Origin of the sequence: Mycobacterium heidelbergense, assembly GCF_010730745.1 — a bacterium.
Taxonomy (GTDB): Bacteria; Actinomycetota; Actinomycetes; order Mycobacteriales; family Mycobacteriaceae; genus Mycobacterium; species Mycobacterium heidelbergense.
On the sequence record NZ_AP022615.1, the window covers coordinates 2,208,300 to 2,226,142 of the forward strand.

At 69.8% G+C, this 17,843-nt stretch carries 17 protein-coding genes; 9 read left to right on the plus strand and 8 right to left on the minus strand.

Going from position 1 to position 17,843, the window contains the following annotated elements; genetic code table 11:
- Positions 1-254 precede the first annotated feature (254 nt).
- The 9 genes from rpmH to G6N25_RS10425 all read left to right on the plus strand — a co-directional run bounded on the left by rpmH (position 255) and on the right by G6N25_RS10425 (position 6,677).
- A complete protein-coding gene (gene rpmH, locus G6N25_RS10385; protein ID WP_083075766.1) occupies positions 255-398 on the plus strand; it encodes a 50S ribosomal protein L34 in 144 nt (47 codons plus the stop codon).
- Positions 399-421: 23 nt separating this feature from the next.
- A complete protein-coding gene (gene rnpA, locus G6N25_RS10390; protein WP_083075765.1) occupies positions 422-778 on the plus strand; it encodes a ribonuclease P protein component in 357 nt (118 codons plus the stop codon).
- The gene (yidD, locus tag G6N25_RS10395) at positions 775-1,119 is read left to right on the plus strand and encodes a membrane protein insertion efficiency factor YidD (RefSeq protein WP_142272775.1); all 345 of its coding nucleotides are present in this window, start codon (positions 775-777) and stop codon (positions 1,117-1,119) included. The genes rnpA and yidD overlap by 4 nt, the downstream gene beginning before the upstream one ends.
- Positions 1,103-2,224 (plus strand): membrane protein insertase YidC, encoded by a 1,122-nt coding sequence (gene yidC, locus G6N25_RS10400; RefSeq protein ID WP_142272774.1) that lies wholly within the window; start codon positions 1,103-1,105, stop codon positions 2,222-2,224. Before yidD ends, yidC begins: the two co-directional genes overlap by 17 nt.
- Before the next feature lie 80 nt (positions 2,225-2,304).
- The gene (locus tag G6N25_RS10405; RefSeq protein ID WP_083075786.1) at positions 2,305-2,880 is read left to right on the plus strand and encodes a Jag family protein; all 576 of its coding nucleotides are present in this window, start codon (positions 2,305-2,307) and stop codon (positions 2,878-2,880) included.
- A 79-nt stretch (positions 2,881-2,959) separates the two neighbouring features.
- Entirely contained in the window at positions 2,960-3,694 is a 735-nt protein-coding gene (rsmG, locus tag G6N25_RS10410) for a 16S rRNA (guanine(527)-N(7))-methyltransferase RsmG (protein ID WP_083075784.1), read from the plus strand.
- Positions 3,589-4,647 carry a ParA family protein gene (locus G6N25_RS10415; protein ID WP_232065763.1) on the plus strand — a complete coding sequence of 353 codons (1,059 nt, stop codon included), beginning with the start codon at positions 3,589-3,591 and terminating at the stop codon, positions 4,645-4,647. Before rsmG ends, G6N25_RS10415 begins: the two co-directional genes overlap by 106 nt.
- Before the next feature lie 24 nt (positions 4,648-4,671).
- The gene (locus tag G6N25_RS10420; protein ID WP_083075762.1) at positions 4,672-5,655 is read left to right on the plus strand and encodes a ParB/RepB/Spo0J family partition protein; all 984 of its coding nucleotides are present in this window, start codon (positions 4,672-4,674) and stop codon (positions 5,653-5,655) included.
- A gap of 266 nt (positions 5,656-5,921) precedes the next feature.
- Positions 5,922-6,677, plus strand: coding sequence for an acetyltransferase (locus G6N25_RS10425; protein ID WP_083075761.1), 756 nt, complete (start codon positions 5,922-5,924; stop codon positions 6,675-6,677).
- Here G6N25_RS10425 and G6N25_RS10430 read toward each other — a convergent pair.
- The 8 genes from G6N25_RS10430 to G6N25_RS10465 all read right to left on the minus strand — a co-directional run bounded on the left by G6N25_RS10430 (position 6,674) and on the right by G6N25_RS10465 (position 17,708).
- Positions 6,674-7,894, minus strand: coding sequence for an N-acetylmuramoyl-L-alanine amidase (locus tag G6N25_RS10430; RefSeq protein ID WP_083075760.1), 1,221 nt, complete (start codon positions 7,892-7,894; stop codon positions 6,674-6,676). The two genes, G6N25_RS10425 and G6N25_RS10430, sit on opposite strands and share 4 nt — an antisense overlap.
- A gap of 124 nt (positions 7,895-8,018) precedes the next feature.
- Positions 8,019-8,372 (minus strand): thioredoxin, encoded by a 354-nt coding sequence (gene trxA / locus G6N25_RS10435; RefSeq protein WP_083075759.1) that lies wholly within the window; start codon positions 8,370-8,372, stop codon positions 8,019-8,021.
- Positions 8,369-9,376 (minus strand): thioredoxin-disulfide reductase, encoded by a 1,008-nt coding sequence (trxB, locus tag G6N25_RS10440; RefSeq protein WP_083075758.1) that lies wholly within the window; start codon positions 9,374-9,376, stop codon positions 8,369-8,371. The genes trxA and trxB overlap by 4 nt, the downstream gene beginning before the upstream one ends.
- 77 nt (positions 9,377-9,453) lie before the next feature.
- Positions 9,454-10,236: a hypothetical protein gene (locus G6N25_RS10445; RefSeq protein WP_083075756.1), complete on the minus strand. Its 783-nt coding sequence runs from the start codon at positions 10,234-10,236 to the stop codon at positions 9,454-9,456.
- 57 nt (positions 10,237-10,293) lie between these two features.
- A complete protein-coding gene (gene sigM / locus G6N25_RS10450) occupies positions 10,294-10,869 on the minus strand; it encodes an RNA polymerase sigma factor SigM (protein ID WP_083075755.1) in 576 nt (191 codons plus the stop codon).
- 64 nt (positions 10,870-10,933) lie between these two features.
- Positions 10,934-14,605, minus strand: a complete 3,672-nt coding sequence (locus G6N25_RS10455; RefSeq protein ID WP_083075753.1) for a murein biosynthesis integral membrane protein MurJ — start codon at positions 14,603-14,605, stop codon at positions 10,934-10,936.
- The gene (locus G6N25_RS10460; protein ID WP_083075752.1) at positions 14,602-16,977 is read right to left on the minus strand and encodes a DUF6049 family protein; all 2,376 of its coding nucleotides are present in this window, start codon (positions 16,975-16,977) and stop codon (positions 14,602-14,604) included. The genes G6N25_RS10455 and G6N25_RS10460 overlap by 4 nt, the downstream gene beginning before the upstream one ends.
- Positions 16,974-17,708, minus strand: a complete 735-nt coding sequence (locus G6N25_RS10465; RefSeq protein WP_083075750.1) for an NUDIX hydrolase — start codon at positions 17,706-17,708, stop codon at positions 16,974-16,976. The genes G6N25_RS10460 and G6N25_RS10465 overlap by 4 nt, the downstream gene beginning before the upstream one ends.
- Positions 17,709-17,843: the final 135 nt, after the last annotated feature.

Sequence of the window (17,843 nt, forward strand, 5' to 3'; positions counted from 1 at the left end):
CGTGCCCGAGAACGAATGTTTTCGCGGATGCGTTGGGTTGGCTTCGTTGCGGCAGACCAAGTTTGACCCGGCGAACGCCGCTCAGTACCCTCAAACAGTCGCCCGAACGTCGGCGATACGGCTGCGACCCAAGCTCATGTGCCCGGGGACCGCGCCGGCCAGCAGCAAGACCCACCTCCGACCGGCACGCGGACGAGCGCAGTTGAGAAGCGTGAACGGGCGGATGGTAATGCGAGAGACACGAGGAGAACGCCGTGGCCAAGGGCAAGCGGACCTTCCAGCCGAATAACCGGCGCCGAGCCCGCGTGCACGGTTTCCGGTTGCGGATGCGCACCCGCGCCGGTCGCGCCATCGTCTCCAAGCGGCGCGGTAAGGGTCGCCGCGCGTTAACTGCCTGATCGCAACGGCAGGTTTTTCGGCGGTGCTTCCGGCACGCAACCGCATGAGACGGTCAACGGAGTTTGACGCCACGCTGAAGTACGGGGTGCGCACAGCGCAGCCCGACGTCGTCGTTCACGTTCGACGGGACAGCGACGGCGGCACGGGCCCGCGCGTCGGGTTGATCATCGCCAAGCCGGTCGGTTCCGCCGTGGAACGCCACCGGGTGGCGCGCCGGCTGCGGCACGTTGCCCGAACCATGCTGGACGATCTCGATCGGCGCGATCGGGTGGTGATCCGCGCGCTGCCGAGCAGCAGGCTCGCGTCGTCGGCGGGTCTGGAACAGCAACTTCGACGCGGCTTGCGACGCGCCTTTCAGTCGGCGGGAACCGACCGGTGACTGTGTTGGCGCGGGCGCGCGGGGCAAGCGGCAACGCGGGTAAGGCCGCCGCGCGCGCACTGGTTTTCCTGATCCAGCTGTATCGGCACATGGTGTCGCCATTGCGCCCGGCGACGTGCCGCTTCGTTCCAACCTGTAGCCAGTATGCCGTCGACGCGCTCACCGAGTACGGCTTGGTTCGGGGCGGCTGGTTGTCCGCCGCCAGGCTCGCCAGGTGCGGGCCGTGGCATCGGGGAGGATGGGATCCGATACCGGATCGACAAGAGCGCCGGGTGAATGTCGGCGCCGAGGACGCGCGGAGCGCCGCGGCGCAGCAACGGGAGTGTGAGACTTTTGTTTGATTTCTTCAGCCTCGACATCATCTACTACCCGGTGTCGTGGATCATGTGGGTTTGGTACAAGCTGTTCGCCTCCGTGCTGGGCCCGTCCAGCTTTTTCGCGTGGGCCCTCGCGGTGATGTTCCTGGTGTTCACCCTGCGGGCGCTGCTCTACAAGCCGTTCGTGCGCCAGATCCGCACCACCCGCCAGATGCAGGAACTGCAACCGCAGATCAAGGCGCTGCAAAAGAAGTACGGCAAGGACCGGCAGCGCATGGCGCTCGAGATGCAAAAGCTGCAACGCGAGCACGGCTTCAATCCGATCCTGGGCTGCCTGCCGATGCTGGCGCAGATCCCGGTGTTCCTCGGGCTGTATCACGTGTTGCGGTCGTTCAACCGCACGACCGGAGGGTTCGGTCAGCCGCACCTGTCGGTGATCCAAAACCGGATGACGGGGAACTACGTCTTCACCCCGGCGGACGTCGGTCACTTCCTGGACGCCAACCTCTTCGGTGCGCCGATCGGCGCGTTCATGACCCAGCGGTCGGGGTTGGATGCCTTCACCGACTTCAGCCGTCCCGCGGTGATCGCGGTCGGCGCTCCGGTGATGATCCTGGCCGGTGTCGCCACCTACTTCAACAGCCGCGCGTCGGTGGCCCGGCAGAGCGCGGAGGCGGCGGCCAATCCGCAGACCGCGATGATGAACAAGCTGGCGCTGTACGTGTTTCCGCTCGGTGTGGTGGTCGGTGGCCCGTTCCTTCCGCTCGCGATCATCCTGTACTGGTTCTCGAACAACATCTGGACGTTCGGACAGCAGCACCACGTGTTCGGGATGATCGAAAAAGAGGACGAGGCCAAGAGACAGGAAGCGATCGAGCGCCGCGCCGCGAACGCGCCGGCGCCCGGGGCCAAGCCGAAGCGCAACCCCAAGGCGACGCCCGCGGGTGGGAACGGTTTACCGACGACGCCCGGTTCGTCGGAGACGGACTCCGACGGATCGGACGGCGAGGGGGCGGGGGCAAAGGCCGGAGAGGCTCGACCGGACGAGCCGAACACCGACGGACGCAACGACGCGTCGGGCAGCCGCACCCCGCGGCCGGGGGCGCGACCGAAGCGGCGCAAACGCTGACAGGGTGCCGTAGCTTTACGGGCTCGCTTCGGGCGAGTGAGGACGGACAGGGACCCGTGGATGAGGGAGAAGAGAAAGACATGACAGACGCCGACACCACCACCGAACGCGACGTTGACGCGGAACCGTCGGTCGAGGACGTCGCCGAGGAGGCGACGACGCCGGACGCCGGCGGCGAGGAACCCGAGGATGCGGAGGAGCAGTTGGTCGCCGAGGGGGAGATCGCCGGCGACTATCTCGAGGAGCTGTTGGACCTGTTGGACTTCGACGGCGACATCGATCTGGACGTCGAGGGGGACCGCGCCGTCGTGAGCATCGACGGCAGCGACGACCTGAACAAGTTGGTCGGGCGCGGAGGCGAAGTGCTCGATGCCCTGCAGGAGCTCACCCGGCTGGCGGTGCACCAGAAGACCGGTGCGCGGAGCCGGTTGATGCTCGACATCGCGAGCTGGCGGCGCCGGCGGCGCGAAGAACTGGCGGCGCTCGGCGACAAGGTGGCGCGGCGGGTGCTGAACACCGGCGAGCGCGAAGAGCTCTCGCCGATGACGCCGTTCGAGCGGAAGATCGTCCACGACGCCGTCGCGGCGGTGCCGGGGGTGCACAGCGAAAGCGAGGGAGTCGAGCCGTCGCGGCGAGTCGTGGTCCTGCTCGACTAGCGGGGCCGAGTCACAGCCGTGTAATTCGACGCCGAGGCCACAGGGATCGGGGATGTTTCACGTGAAACAAGACGAGGCGATGTTTCACGTGAAACCGACCGACCGCGAACGACCGGGGGAGCGGGACGCCCCCGTCGAGCCCGGGCGCGCGGACGAGGCCGCCGCCGCGATTTTCGGGCCGCGGCTCGACATCGCGCGACGGTACGCCGAACTCCTGGCGGGCGCCGGCGTGGAACGGGGACTCCTCGGGCCGCGGGAGGCGGACCGCCTGTGGGAGCGCCATCTGCTGAACAGCGCGGCCGTGGGCGAGCTCCTCGAGCGGGGGGAGCGGGTGATCGACATCGGCAGCGGCGCCGGGTTGCCGGGGATACCGTTGGCGATCGCGCGGCCGGATCTGGAGATGGTGCTTCTCGAACCGCTGCTGCGCCGAAGCGAGTTTCTCGCCGAGGTCGTTGCCGAACTGGGGCTGGCGGCCGAGGTGGTGCGCGGCCGTGCGGAGGAACGGTGGGTGCGGGAGCGGTTCGGCGTCGCCGACGCCGTGGTGTCGCGAGCGGTCGCGGCGCTGGACAAGCTGACGAAGTGGAGTATGCCGTTGCTACGGCCGGGCGGACGAATGCTCGCGATCAAGGGAGAGCGCGCTCCCGAGGAAGTGGAAGCGCACCGGCGTGTGATGGCGGCGTCGGGCGCGGTTGATGTCAGGGTGGTGACATGTGGCGCGAACTATTTGCGTCCGCCCGCAACCGTGGTGTTAGCGCGGCGCGGCAAGCAGGCGCGCCGGCCGTCGGCACGCATGACAGACAGGGGGACCCGGTGAGTTCTCCGCAAGACCGGTCCGCGGCGGCCCCTCCCGCGCCGCCGGCGGCGGCGCCCGAGGGCGGGGTGTTAGGAGATGTTTCACGTGAAACATCGGCTGACTTCGACACCCCGATCGGCGCCGCGGCCGAGCGGGCGATGCGGGTCCTACACACCACCTATCCGCCGTTGCGCCGGCCCGGCCACCGCCGGGTCTTCACCGTGGCAAACCAAAAGGGCGGCGTCGGTAAGACCACCACCGCCGTCAACCTCGCCGCCGCGCTGGCGGTGCAGGGACTCAAGACCCTCGTCATCGACCTCGACCCACAGGGCAACGCGAGCACGGCGCTGGGCATCCACGACCGGCAAGCGGGCACGCCGTCGTCGTACGAGGTGCTCATCGGCGAGGTTTCGTTGCGGGACGCGCTGCGTCCCAGCCCGCACAGCTCGCGGCTGTTCTGCGTGCCGGCGACCATCGACCTGGCGGGCGCCGAGATCGAATTGGTCAGCATGGTGGCGCGCGAAAACCGACTCCGCACCGCCCTGGCCGGGCTCGACAACTTCGACTTCGATTACGTCTTCGTCGACTGCCCGCCGTCGCTCGGGCTGCTGACCATCAACGCGCTCGTCGCCGCCCCGGAGGTGATGATCCCGATCCAGTGCGAGTACTACGCGCTCGAGGGTGTGTCACAGCTGATGCGCAACATCGAGATGGTGAAGGCGCACCTGAATCCTCAGCTCGAGGTGACCACCGTGGTCCTCACGATGTACGACGGCCGGACCAAGCTCGCCGACCAGGTGGCCGAAGAGGTGCGCCGCTACTTCGGAACCAAGGTGTTGCGCACGGTGATTCCGCGCAGCGTCAAGGTGTCCGAGGCTCCCGGCTACAGCATGACGATCATCGATTACGACCCCGGTTCGCGCGGGGCCATGAGCTATCTCGATGCGAGTCGCGAACTCGCGCAGCGTGATTGACCATCATCCGTGAAGGGAACGAGCATGACGCAGCCGTTACGCAAGAAGGGCGGCCTCGGCCGGGGCCTGGCTTCGCTGATCCCGACCGGGCCGGCGGACAGCGATTCCGGGCCGGCGACGCTGGGCCCGCGGATGGGGGATGCGGCCGCCGACGTCCTGATCGGGGGGCCGGCGCCCGGCACCGCCGCGGTGGGCGCGGTCTATCGCGAGATCGCGCCGGCGGACATCGAGCGCAATCCGCGCCAGCCGCGGCAGGTGTTCGACGAGGAGGCCCTGTCCGAGCTGGTGCACTCCATTCGCGAGTTCGGGCTGCTGCAACCGATCGTCGTCCGCGCGGTCACCGGATCGCAGAGCGGCGCGCGGTACCAGATCGTGATGGGGGAGCGGCGGTGGCGCGCCGCCCAAGTGGCCGGGCTGGCCACCATCCCGGCCATCGTCCGCGAGACCGGCGATGACAACCTGCTCCGCGACGCCTTGCTCGAAAACATCCACCGGGTACAGCTGAATCCGTTGGAGGAGGCGGCGGCTTACCAGCAGCTGCTCGACGAATTCGACGTCACCCACGACGAACTGGCGTCCCGCATCGGCCGGTCGCGGCCGCTGATCACCAACATGATCCGGTTGTTGAAGCTGCCGATCGCCGTACAGCGACGGGTGGCGGCGGGCGTCCTGTCCGCCGGGCATGCCCGAGCGCTGCTGGCCCTGGAGGCAGGCCCGGACGCGCAGGAGGAGCTGGCCGGCCGGATCGTCGCGGAGGGCCTGTCGGTGCGAGCCACCGAGGAGGCGGTCACCCTGGCCAACCGGGGGGACGCGCCCACCCCGGCACCCCCACGGCGCAAGCCGATCCAGATGCCCGGCCTTCAGGACGTTGCTGAGCGGCTGTCGAACACCTTCGATACGCGGGTGTCGGTCAGCCTCGGCAAACGCAAGGGGAGGATCGTGGTGGAGTTCGGCTCGGTCGAGGATCTCCGGCGGATCGTCGACATGATGACGCCGCCGAAGGCATGACCGTTCATACCATGTAATTACGTCACTGTGACACCCCGCCGGTTCCGCGGGCATGACCGGCCGGCTCGAACACCGCATTATCCCGGAATGACCATGTGCCCCAAGCTATTTCGATATTCCGTCGGTCGCCGGCCCGGTGCGCGAGCCGTTTCGCCGGGCCGGCCCGAGTGACGGGATAGACACTGTTCCGATGGCCACAAACTCTCCTATCCTGGAGTGGTTGCTGGTGCAATCGGCTGCAGTACCGCACGGAAGCCAGGAGGCTAGTGTCTGCTCGAATCACGCCGCTACGGCTCGAGGCTTTCGAGCAGCTTCCCAAGCACGCACGACGCTGCGTGTTTTGGGAGGTCGACCCCGCGACCCTCGGCAACCAGGACCACCTCGCCGACCCCGAATTCGAAAAAGAGGCCTGGCTGTCGATGGTGATGCTGGAGTGGGGCTCCTGCGGTCAGGTGGCGACCGCGGTCCCGGACGACGAACGCGGCCACAGCGAGCCGCCGTGCCTGGGGTATGTCCTCTACGCGCCGCCGCGGGCGGTTCCGCGGGCGCAGCGGTTTCCCACCGCGCCGGTGTCCGCCGACGCGGTTCTGCTGACGTCGATGAATATCGAGCCGGGGCAGGACACCGACGATCTGCCGCACGGGCTCATCGCCCGGGTAATCGACGAGCTGGTCCGGCGCGGGGTGCGGGCGTTGGAGGCTTTCGGCCGCACCCCGGCGGCGTCCGGGCTGCAGGATCCGCAGGCGGTGGACCCCGACGTCCGGCCGGTGTTGGAGTCGCTCGGCGACTGCTCGGTGGACCACTGCATCATCGACGCGGAATTTTTGAAGGACGTGGGTTTCGTTGTGGTGGCGCCCCATACGTACTTCCCGCGGCTGCGGCTGGAGCTCGACAAGGGTCTCGGCTGGAAAGCCGAAGTCGAGGCGGCGCTCGAACGCCTGCTGGCCAACGCCCAGCTACAACAGCCGGTGGGGGCCGGGTCCGCGGCGGGCAACACGTTAAAGGCCGCCGAAAGCGGTTAGGAACCGCCCAGCCTGCTCGCCCGTTCGACCGACAATTCGTGAGCCAACAGCTCGGCGAAGGTGAATGTGCCGGTGGGCCGGTCGTTTTTCCCCAGCAGATACAGCCGCTTGACCGCGGCGAGAACGCCTTCGGCGATGGCATCTCGAGTCTGCGTTGAGATCAGCATGGCGCGGTCGCGGGGATTGGTGATGTAGCCGACGTCGACCTGAACGGTCGGCATCCGGGTCAGCCGCAGCAGATCCCACGTCCGGCCATGCGTCCGGCAATCGCGTAAACCGGTGCGGGCCACCACTTCTCGTTGAATGAAGTCGGCAAGATTGCGTCCGATGGTGGAGACCGAGCCGTGCGAGTTTCCGAAGTGGAAGGAGGCCACGCCGTTGGCCGAAGGCCTGGTCTGGGATTCGCAGCGCAGGCTGATCATCAGGTCCGCGCCGACGTTGTTGGCCGTCGCCGCGCGTTCGGCATCCGAGGGGCTGCGGCTGGTCGGCCGCGACAGGAAGGTTTCCATGCCGATGGCGGTCATCCGCCCCTCGAGCCGACTGGCCAAGTCCCACAAGATATCCGCTTCGCTGATCGGTCCGGCCGGACCCTGCGCGATCAAACCGTGGTCCGCGCCGCCGCGGCCCGGATCGATGATGATGCGCTTGCCTGACAGCTTGGGGCCCGACCGGCGGACCAGCTCTTCCTCACGGATGGCGTGCGGAGAGCCGCCGGTGACTCGCGAACTCAGAAAGTACAAGGAGCGCAACGTTTCCGGGCCGCAGATGCCATCGGCGGCCAGCCCGTACTCGCGTTGGTACGACATCAACGCGTTGTGGGTCTGCAGGCCGAAGTAGCCGTCGACCAGGCCGGTGTAGAAGCCGAGATCCTGGAGCCGCGCCTGAAGCGTGGCCACGTCGTCGCCATACAGCGGTGCGCCGAACTGGTGATACAGCGTGCGGGCCCCGAGCCGATACGAGGCCTCCTTCAACGCGCGATAGGTGGCCTCGCCGACAACACCGTCCACGAGCAGGCCGCGGTTCTGCTGGAAAGCGCGCACCGCCTGGTCGAGTTCGGCGTCGAAGACCTCGAGGGCCACATGCCGGCCGGTGGTCAGGTCTTCGTCGGGATTGTCCAGCAGCCCTAGCGCTGCCAGCGTGGCCCGGATTTCGGTCACAGCAGCGCTGCGGTCGCCATAACGCAGCGCGCCGCCGTCTTCACGGCGCGGACTCGACATACCAAGGGCCCTCCGGGACAAGGCTGAATACGGCAACAGCTAGCCGTTATTGTCGCAGACGCTTCTCGGTTTTCGGAAAACCCCAGGCTAAGCGCGGGGCGCGGCGCGGCGAAGTAGCTGACGGTCAGGTGAGGTTCGGAACCGCGTCGGAGAGCTCGCGCAGCAACGCGGCCTTGCCCTTGGCGCCGACGATGCGCTTCACCGGCTGGCCGTCTTTGAACAAGATCATGGTGGGGATCGAAACCACCTGGAAGTCACGCGCGGTTTCCGGGTTGGCGTCCACGTCCAGCTTGGCGATGGTGAGCTGGTCGGCGCGCTCGCTGGCGATTTCCTCGAGAACTGGCGCGACCATCTTGCATGGCCCGCACCAGGTTGCCCAAAAGTCAACCAGCACAGGCTTGTTGCTTGACAAGACGTCCGTCGAAAAAGTTGCGTCGGAGACTTCTACTGTGCTGCTTGCTTTTTCGGCGTCGGTCATCGTGGTGCTCCAATCAATGTGTCGGTACCTTCAGCGTTTCCCGCGGGCGCGTCTGACGCGTGCTCGGCCAGCCACCGCTCGGCGTCGATGGCCGCGGCGCAGCCACTGCCCGCGGCGGTGACCGCCTGCCGATAGGTGCGGTCCACCAGGTCGCCGGCCGCGAAAACACCGTCCAGCGAGGTGCTCGTGGTGCGTCCCCGCACGAGTACGTATCCGTCGGGATCGACGTCGACGACGTCGCGCACCAGCGCGGACCGCGGCTCGTGCCCGATCGCGACGAAAACGCCGGTCACCGAAAGGGTGGATTCTTCGCCAGTCACGGTGTCGCGCAACCGCAATCCGGTGACCGTCGTGTCGCCCTCGACGGCGACCACGGCCGCGTTGGTGACGAACGCGATCTTGTCGTTGTTGCGGGCGCGGTTGAGCATGATCTTCGACGCCCGAAACTCGTCGCGCCGGTGCACCAGCGTCACGCTGCTCGCGAACCGGGTCAGGAAGAGGGCCTCCTCCATCGCGGAGTCGCCGCCGCCGATGACGGCGATGTCCTGGTCGCGGAAGAAGAACCCGTCGCAGGTGGCACACGAACTCACGCCGCGACCCAGCAACTCCTGTTCGCCGGGGATCTGCAGGTAGCGCGCCGCGGCGCCCATGGCCAGGATGACGGCCCGGGCCCGATACGTCTCCCCGTCGGCGGTGACGACCGACTTGACCGGTCCGTCCAGGGCCACCGACTCGATGTCTTCCATCCGCAGGTCCGCGCCGAACCGCAGCGCCTGCTCCCGCATCTCGTCCATCAGCTCCGGGCCGGTGATGCCGTCGCGGAAGCCGGGGTAGTTCTCCACCTCGGTCGTGGTCATCAACGCGCCCCCGAACGAGGTGCCCTCGAACACCAGCGGGGCCAGCTGGGCGCGGGCCGTGTAGAGCGCCGCGGTGTACCCGGCGGGACCGGATCCGATGACGATGACGTCGTGGACTTTGTCGTGACTGGAGGTGTCGGCGGTCATGCGGGCCTTTCGGGTGCGAAAGCTACGTCTACGAACGCCAGGGTAGGCGGGGGTGTTCCCGGGTGTTGGACACCACACTAAGGGCGCGGGACCTGCGTGTTGGCCAGCAACCCGGTGTCGGCGGCGTTGCAATTCGGCGCCACCGCGTACACCGCCAGGTTGTCGGGCGTGTCGCCGGGCAACACCAACAGGACGCCGGGGCGGGCGTTGATCTCGATCGGTCGCGCGCCCAGCACCCGCGTGGAGGCCGGATACCCGAGGCCGCCGAGGCAGGAGGCGCGCCGCGGCGGGTCGCTGAGCGGGCCCCCGGGCGCGCCAAAGTCGGGGCTCCGGTTGAGCAGGCCGACGATCTCGGCCGGCGACAGCGGAATCGCCGGCGGCGGAGTGGACACCGTGATGTGCTCGGCGGTGACGGGGGCGCTGGGTGTGGGGCCGGGCGCGTGGACCAGCGCCGCGGTGCCCACGCCGATCGCCGCGAGCGCCGCGCCCACGCCGGCCACGCCCACGGCCAGCCGCGCGGGCCGGACGCGCGGCCGGGCCGAATGCGCGGCACCGGCGTGCCCCCGGCCTTGACCCGACGCCAGCGCCGCCGAGATTCGGGCGGCGACCTCCGGCGGGATCTCCGGCGCCGACGTCGGGTCGGCGCCTGTCGCGGCGACGTCGCGGCGCACCTGGTTCAAGGCGCGCAGGACCTTCGCCGCGGCGGGGTCTTCGCGGACCCGTTGACGTACGCGGGCGGCGGAGTCGTCGTCCAGCAGACCGGCCTGCAGGTCGGCGAGAAGCCCAGCCGTCAGGGGCGGGTCCGCGTCGGCCGCGCGAGGATCTTCAGGATCTTCTCGAGGTCTGTCGGCTGCACCCATCCGCCCCAGTGTCCGTCATGCGCACACCGATGGCCACGTAGGGCACGCGCCGGTTTCTCAGGGGCGGTCGGGTGTGGCGTGGGCGCCGGCGTTGAGATAGCCGAGGAGCTCGGCGAGGCGAACCCGGGCGCGGGAACATCGGCTCTTGACCGTGCCCTCGGCGACGCCCAGCAGCGCGGCGGTGTCGGCGATCGAATAGCCCTGCATGTCGACGGCCACCACTGCCGCCCGTTGCTCGACGGGAAGCCGCATCAAGGCCCGGTGGACCAGGATCGCCGTCTCCACCTGCGTCGTGCGATCGGCTACCGGGTAGACATCATCGAGCGGGACGGTTGGGTGGGACTTGGTGCGCCGCAGCCGATCCAGGCAGGCGTTGACCACGATGCGATGCAGCCAGCTGCCGACCGCGGCGTCATGCCGAAACGAGCCCGCGCCACGGTGGGCCGAGAGCATCGCGTCCTGCAGCGCGTCTTCCGCGTCCTCGGGGGTGCGGGTGGTGAGCCGGGCAAGGTGGTGCAGCTGCCGTTGGTGGCGGTGGAACAACTCGCCGAACGCGCGGCGGTCACCGGCGACGTGGGCGGCCAGCAGTTCGGCGTCGCTGCGTTCGTGCTGGACTTTTCCCCCGAAACCCACGGCCGGACAGTAGCTAATCGGTCGTCGCGCGGCACTTCACCACGGCACGGGTCTGTGAGCGCCGTCAGGAGGCGGCCTGGACCGTGATCTCCGAGATGCTGGCCTGGCTCTTGCCGTTGGTGGTTCCCAGCGTGGAAATCCACACCAGCAGATTCGACGTCGGCGCGCCGGCCCTGACCGGGATGACGTTACGACCCGGCTTGAGCGCAAAGGCCGGAACCAGCACGGTGGTGTCCTCCAGCTTCGATGGCGACGGCGTGGACGACGAGCGAATCTCCACCTTGGTTCCCGTGCTGGAAACGTCGAGGCTGACTTGGCCCACCACGGTGGGGTTCGGTAGCTGCAACATCAGCCCCTCGCCCTGCTTGAAACCGGGGAAGGGGACGGCGTCGGTATAGATCTCGGTCGACCAGGAGGTGGTGGGGTCGCCATCGATGGTTTGGGCCGCCTGGCCCGGGTTGTCGGCGTCGCCGTCGGGGGAGAACACGGTCGCCTTGGTGGGTTTGACGACGTTGCCGGCGGCGGCGGAGCTGGGTGTCGGCGTCGCCGTCGACGACGAGGGCCCGTTCAGCCCGAGCTCGTCTCTGTTGAGGCCACCGCCTACGTTGCCGAAGATCTTGCTCACCACCGACGCGAGAACCAGCAACGCCACCACGATGACGGCCAGGGCGGCGCCGACACCGATCAACACGTTGCGGCGCCGGCGCGCGAAGGTCGCGTACTCCCGACCGGTCGACACGCGCGCGGTGGGCAGCGCCGGCGAATCGTCGATCGGACCGAGTATCTCGGTGCGATCGGCGACCGCCGTCGCCTGCTGCAGCAGGTTCAAAAGTGTTGAGGCGCTGCGTATTCCGCCATCCTCCTGAACGGCCCGAACCGCGACCGCGGAAATCTGGAAGGGGATGCCGCGGTCGACGGCCATGGGCTCGACGGGATTGCCCGTGGAATCCCGCTCGGCCGGAGCGAGCCCGCTCCGCACCCCGGACTCCGGCAGCGGCCACCGGTTGACCAGGAGGGCATACAGCGAGGCGCCGATTCCGCGGATGTCGCCCTGCGGGTTGGCGTCGGGCATGGTCGCGGGGTAGGCCAGCACGACGTCGCCCTCGATGCTCACACGCACCCGGCTGGGGTGGTCGATCGACAGCGCGACGCCGGCGCGGTGGGCGGCGTCGGCGGCGGCGGCGAGCGACTGCATCGCCCGCACGGCGCCCACGGGCGACGGCGCGGTGTCGGCCACCTCCTGGAGCGAACCGCCGCGGATCCACTCCGAGACCACCAAGCCGCCGGAACCGGTGTGGACGACGTCGAGCACCCGGGCGATGCCGGGCTTGTCGATCCGGCTGAGCCGCAAGGTGCGGGACAGGATGTCCTGCAGCACCTCGTGGGGCAGCGCTCCGTCCGGATCGACGAAGGTCAGCGCGACCTGTCGGTCCAGCTTGGTGTCCAGCGCCTGCCAGAACTGCAGGGGCGGTGCGCCGCCGTGGAAGACCAGCAGCCGATACCGGCCACCGGCGATGCGGGCGCCGGGAACCAGGTGGACATCCTCGGCGGACGCCGCCGATTCCCCGCCGCGTTCCCGGGGCGCATCGAAAGGGATTGGCCCGCGGGCCGATTCGGGTGGGAGGTCGCCGTTCAGCCGATCGGACGGGCGTGGCCCCGCCGCTTCGGGTTCGGGCGGGATGTCGGGTTGGAAGTCGTCGGCGACCGGCCGCGGTAGATCGGCGCCTGACCCCAAGCCGGATCCAGCGCTGGACGCGCTCTCCAGTGGGCGTTCGGTCACCTCCGGTCCTTTCGCTCCGCGGGCGCTGGCGACCCGCTCCGGAGGCCTGCGCCGGATCGGCTCCTGGACCGCATTTACCCCCGGCGGGGACGAATTCCTCTGCTCAGGGTACGTGACGCGGCCCTGCCGAGACGATCCATCCGGCGCAGTCGGTTTGCGGGACGCCACCGAGGCGCGCGGGCCCCCGTCGCGGCCCGAAATCCGGCCCCTGACGGCGTCCAGCGCCGCCCGCGCCTCGGGGACCTGTGCGCGCACCATGACCGCGGCCATGATCGGCAGCATGATGAGCGCCAGCACCAACAGGCGCAGCAGCGAACCCGGGCCCCCGTGCGCCGTCAGCCGGGCCAGCCCCAGCAGCCGATCGGCCACGTGGGCCACCAGGCCGGCCAGCATCGACGCGACGGTTGTCACCAGGATCGTCCGCACCTCGCCGACGCCAATTAGGTGACCCTCCAGGCCCCCCGGGCCCCCCTTGGGCAGGAGGGTGCGCCGCAGCAGGTGGTAACCGACGATCGCGCCGGCCAGAAACCCGATGCCGTTGGCGAGCCCGAGAAAGCCGGCCACCAGCTTGGGGTCGCCGGTGAGGTGGGGCGCCAGCACCGAGCCGGCGATCTTGACGGCCGTGATGACGAGGATGATCACGATCGGCGTCCACGGCTGCTCCCGCGCGTAGAACACGCGCAGCTGCAGCAGCACCAGCCCGTAGGGGATCAACGTGAACGCGGACAACGCGATCGCGGCGCCCAGGTAGCCGGCGTCGACGTCCCCGAAATGGCCGTAGGCGAACAGCGCGCTGCCGATCGCCGGACCGCCGACGGTCATGAACGCCACGATGGGGATCAGCGTGATCAGCGTGAGGCGGGTGGCCAGCGACAGGTCGGCGAGCACGGCGCGAGTGTCGTCGGCGGCGGCGTTGCGGCTCAGCCGCGGCATCACCACGGTCAGCACGGTCACGCCGATCATGCCGAACGGCAACATCAGAACCAGCCAGGTGTAGTTGTAGATGGCCGGGCCCGAAGCGGCCGCCGTGCTGGCGATCTGGTTGCCGACGATCAGGCCGAGCTGGCTGATCAGCACGTAGAGCACCATCGCGGCGGCCATCGCGCCAAAGCGCTTGAGGCGCTGGTCGATTCCCCACAGCGGGCGCAGGCTGACGTGCTGGCGCCGGAGCGCGACCAGCAGCACCGCGGTCTGGGCATATACGCCCAACGTGGTGCCGATGGCGAGGACCAGCAGCTTGGGGTTGCCCATCCGGACGGGATCGACCGAAAGCTCGCCCGGGACAGCCAGATACGCCGCCAGGGTTGCCAGCGCGACGACGTTGTTGACGACCGGCGCCCACGCCGTGGGCCCGAAGACGTTGCGGGTGTTCAGGATCGCCATGAACACCGACGTCAGCCCGTAGGCGAGCACCTGCGGCAGCAGCAGGTAGGCGAAGGCGGTCGTCAGCGGCTCGTTGACCTGCGGGGCGCGGCCCAGCATCAGCCGCACCAGCAGCGGCGCGGCCAGCACCGACAGCGCCGTGGCGACCAGCAGCAGCGCGGTCGTCAACGTGACCAGGCGCCGCACGAACGCCGCGCCACCGTCGGCGTCGCCTTGCTCGGCGCGGGCCAGGACCGGCACGAAGATCGCGGTGAACGTCGCCTCCAGCACAAGCGCCGCAACGAGATTCGGCAGCTGGTTGGCCACCGAGAACGCGCTGGACAGCGCCGCGCCCAGGATGGCGGCCAGCACGACGATCCGAGCGAAGCCGGTGATGCGGCTGACCAGCGTCGCGAACGCCATCGCCCACGACCGGGAGACCAGCGCGGCGTCGGACAGCTCCGGTCGCCGGCGGGCCAGCTCCGGCACCGGGGGCAGGGGACCGGTGGGCGGCGAGCCCGGACCGCCGCGGCCCACCGGGCGTGCCGACGGCGGCACGCGCCGCGGCTGCGGCCGCCGGTAAGCGGGGTTCATACCCGGTGTTCTTGATCGACGACGACCCGTTCGGGCAGGTCGGCGGGTCTGGCGTGGGGTGGATCCGGGCGGTCCAGGTCGGCGCGGTCGGGCTGGCCGCGGAAACGGTGCCAAAGCCGCCGTCCGGCCAGCAGCACCAGCACCGCCGCGGCCGTCATCGTGATGGCGAACAGCACCTTGCCGTAGGCGTTGGAATGCACCGACAGGCGCACCGGCTCGCCCAGCCGCATGCCATCCGGGGTCCGCAGCGTCACGTCGACGGCGACCCGTTGGGTGAAGTTCACTTCGATCGGCACCCGAAGGGGCAGGTACCCGGGCGGCATTTCGATCTGGCCGACGTCGGTGACGGTCATCCCGGGCGGGGCGTCGACCTGCAGCCGCACCCGGATGGGAACGGCGAGGCCGTTGTGCAGCGCCAGCGGGAGCGGGCTGTGTTCGGTGGCCAGGGTGTAGGAGCCGCCGGGGTTGACGATCGTCACCGCGCCGAACAGGTCGTTGATCGTCTTGCCGACCACCGCCAGGCGCTGCTGGGCCAGGCCGTTGCGGGCATCGGGCGGTTCCGATTGGCTCAACGCGCGCAGCATGTCCTCGCGCAGCGGCGCGGTGTACTGGACGCCGGTCAACCCGGTGCGCTCGTCGGTGCTCAACGCCGAGGTCAGACCCCACAGGCGGCCGACCTGGCCGGCGATGCCGGCGGTGACGTCGTCGTTGAATCGACCACGCTCGGAGCCCGAGTCCCCCAACTCGCCCGATTGCTCCGGAGGCTCGTTGCGGGCCGCGGCGTCGGCGATCACGGCCGGTAGCGGTCGCGGCACACCCAGACCGGAGTGGATGGTGGTGCCCAGCGCCGCCAAGATGACGCGCGCGTCGTCGGCCCGCAGGCTCCACGTCGCCGGCGGGACCAGGATCTGGGTGCGGGGCGCGGCGTCGCGCTGCAAAGCGCGCCAGAAGATGGACCCCAGCGCGTCCTGGCGTCGGGCGGTGTCCGAGTCGTGCGCGAGCCGAACCGTCAGCGACGGGTCCAGATAGGTAGGGGTGGCCGGGCTGTCGCCCGCGCCGGCCAGCGCGGCGCCGACGGCCGGGTCGAACGGCGCGACCACCACCTGGGGCGACAAGCGCCTGGGCGCGGCGTCGCTCCCCGAATCCTGGCCGGACATGTCGGCGGCGGCGATGGCGACCGTGTTGTCGTTGGCGCTGAGCAGGGTGACCGCCCGGCCGGTCAACGGGCCGTCGGGCAGCAGCGTGGCCCCGCGGATGGAGGGGATGTCCAGGATGCGGTCGACGATGCCGCCGACGCTGGCGGCGGCGGCGGCGCTCAGCCCGGGATCGTTGACACGCTGCAGGGCGTCCAGGTCGGCTTGCGCGTAGGGCAGCGGCGCCACGCACATCCGGTGGGCAAGCCCGCGCAGCCGGTTCAGCCATTCGGCCGCGGCGGCCTGGCCGGTGCCCGGATGCGTCGGGGTGCCCGGCAGTTGAGCGGGGCCGTCGGGCGAGTTGGACACCACGTAGCCGCCGGTCATCGCGTTGACGGTGACCAGCAGGTCCGGGTCGACGGCCAGGCACAGCGCGCGGCCGACGGCGCCGTCGGGGTCGACGTCGTGGCTGGTGGCGACCTCGGCGGCGGACAGCAGGGTGTCCAGCCGGCCGCCGGCGGCCAGCGAGGTGGCCAGGTCGTCGTCGACGAGGCGGACCGGGATGGTGCCGCCGGGTACGCCGGGGGCCAGCCGGGGCCGGTCGGCCAGCGGCCACAGCATGGTGATCCACACGGGTTTGGAGGTGTCGGGCGCGACGGCGGAATCGAGGTCCGCGGCGTGATCGGGTGGCACGCCGACCACGGGTAGGAGGAACCGTGCGTTGTCGAGCCGGGCGGGGGCGCCATAGTCGGGTGTTCCGTTGACGTTGACCAAGACGGGGTAGATCCCGGGCTTCTCGATGCCCAGGGACGACTTGGTCAAGGCGCGCAGGGGGGCCGACAGCGTGAAGCCGGCTTCTTGTCCGCGTTGCAGTTCGGGGGCCACCGTGAGGAAGTCCGCGGCGGGCTGGTACTGGTCCGTGCTCCCATCCAGGGAGGTGCGCAGGGCCGCCGAGGCGGTGACCGCCGCGGCGTGTTCGAGCCGGACCATCACGTCGCGGACGGGGCGGTCACCGATGTTGATTACCATTCCGCTGACGGTGACGACGGGTTGACTCGCCGCGGTGACCACGTCCGGGGTCACCTGGTCGATGCGGACATGGACAAACGGTGTCGATCCCGGCTCGCCCGCGGCCACGCGCGGCGCCACGGACCCGGTGAGCACCGCAAAACCGGCCACGATGCCGACCACCGCGGCGACGCGCAACAGGCCGGTCCAGCAGAGTCGCGGCGCGGTCACGGCCCTGGCCCGTGACCGTTCTTCCGGCCCGTGATGGGTCTGTCGGAATGCCGGGTGCGCGAATGCGTCTGCGGGCGCCGCCGGGGCGAGCTGGGCGGCAGCGGCGGAAGCGCGGCGGGACCGTCGCTTTGCAGCTTGTCGATCAGCTCGTCGGCCACCTGGGCCAGCCGGCGTTCGTCCGCATAGGCCAGCCGGGACGGCAGTTCCCGGATCGGCACCCAAGCCACCTCGGCGACTTCGAGGTCGTCGTCGGACAGCTCTCCGCCGGAGAAGCGCATCAAATAGTGGTGCACGGTCTTGTGCACCCGGCGGCCATCGGTGACGAACCAGTAGTCGATGCGCCCGAGCGCGGCCAGCACGCTGCCGCGAATCCCGGTCTCCTCGGCGACTTCGCGAATGGCGGTCTGCTCGGCGGTCTCGCCGAGCTCGATGTGGCCCTTGGGCAGCGACCACAGCATCCGTCCGCGCCGATCGACGCGACCGATCAGCGCCGCGAGCTGCTCGTCGCGCGGGCCGTCGATGCCGTCGATGACCAGCCCGCCGGCGGATGTTTCGTGCACGGTGCGCAGCCGCTCCGGCGCGCCGCGAGGCGAGCGGGATCGACGCGGTTGAGTCGCTGCCGAGCCGCCGGCCGCTTGGCCGTCCGTCTGGTTTTCGGCCGTCCCGGCAGCGCCACGATGCCGGCGCCGTCCTCGGCGTCGACGCGGTTTGGCTTGTTCGCCGTCCGACACCCAAGCGATAGTAGCTGGCACGGGTGGGTCTTCAGGAGACGCTCGCCGCCGGCCGGGGGCGTGACGGCGTCGCGCGCCCGGATTCAGGACGCGCGGGGGGCATCGGGTGTGCTTCCATGGCGGAAAATCGGGCCG

Bases quoted from the DNA above. Each gene is read 5' to 3' on its own strand.
- G6N25_RS10430 (WP_083075760.1), bottom strand. From the start codon at position 7,894: ATGTCGAGTCCGCGCCGTGAAGACGGCGGCGCGCTGCGTTATGGCGAC.
- G6N25_RS10445 (WP_083075756.1), bottom strand. From the start codon at position 10,236: ATGGGTGCAGCCGACAGACCTCGAGAAGATCCTGAAGATCCTCGCGCG.
- G6N25_RS10415 (WP_232065763.1), top strand. From the start codon at position 3,589: ATGTGGCGCGAACTATTTGCGTCCGCCCGCAACCGTGGTGTTAGCGCG.
- G6N25_RS10420 (WP_083075762.1), top strand. From the start codon at position 4,672: ATGACGCAGCCGTTACGCAAGAAGGGCGGCCTCGGCCGGGGCCTGGCT.
- G6N25_RS10455 (WP_083075753.1), bottom strand. From the start codon at position 14,605: ATGAACCCCGCTTACCGGCGGCCGCAGCCGCGGCGCGTGCCGCCGTCG.
- G6N25_RS10405 (WP_083075786.1), top strand. From the start codon at position 2,305: ATGACAGACGCCGACACCACCACCGAACGCGACGTTGACGCGGAACCG.
- rsmG (WP_083075784.1), top strand. From the start codon at position 2,960: ATGTTTCACGTGAAACCGACCGACCGCGAACGACCGGGGGAGCGGGAC.
- trxA (WP_083075759.1), bottom strand. From the start codon at position 8,372: ATGACCGACGCCGAAAAAGCAAGCAGCACAGTAGAAGTCTCCGACGCA.
- trxB (WP_083075758.1), bottom strand. From the start codon at position 9,376: ATGACCGCCGACACCTCCAGTCACGACAAAGTCCACGACGTCATCGTC.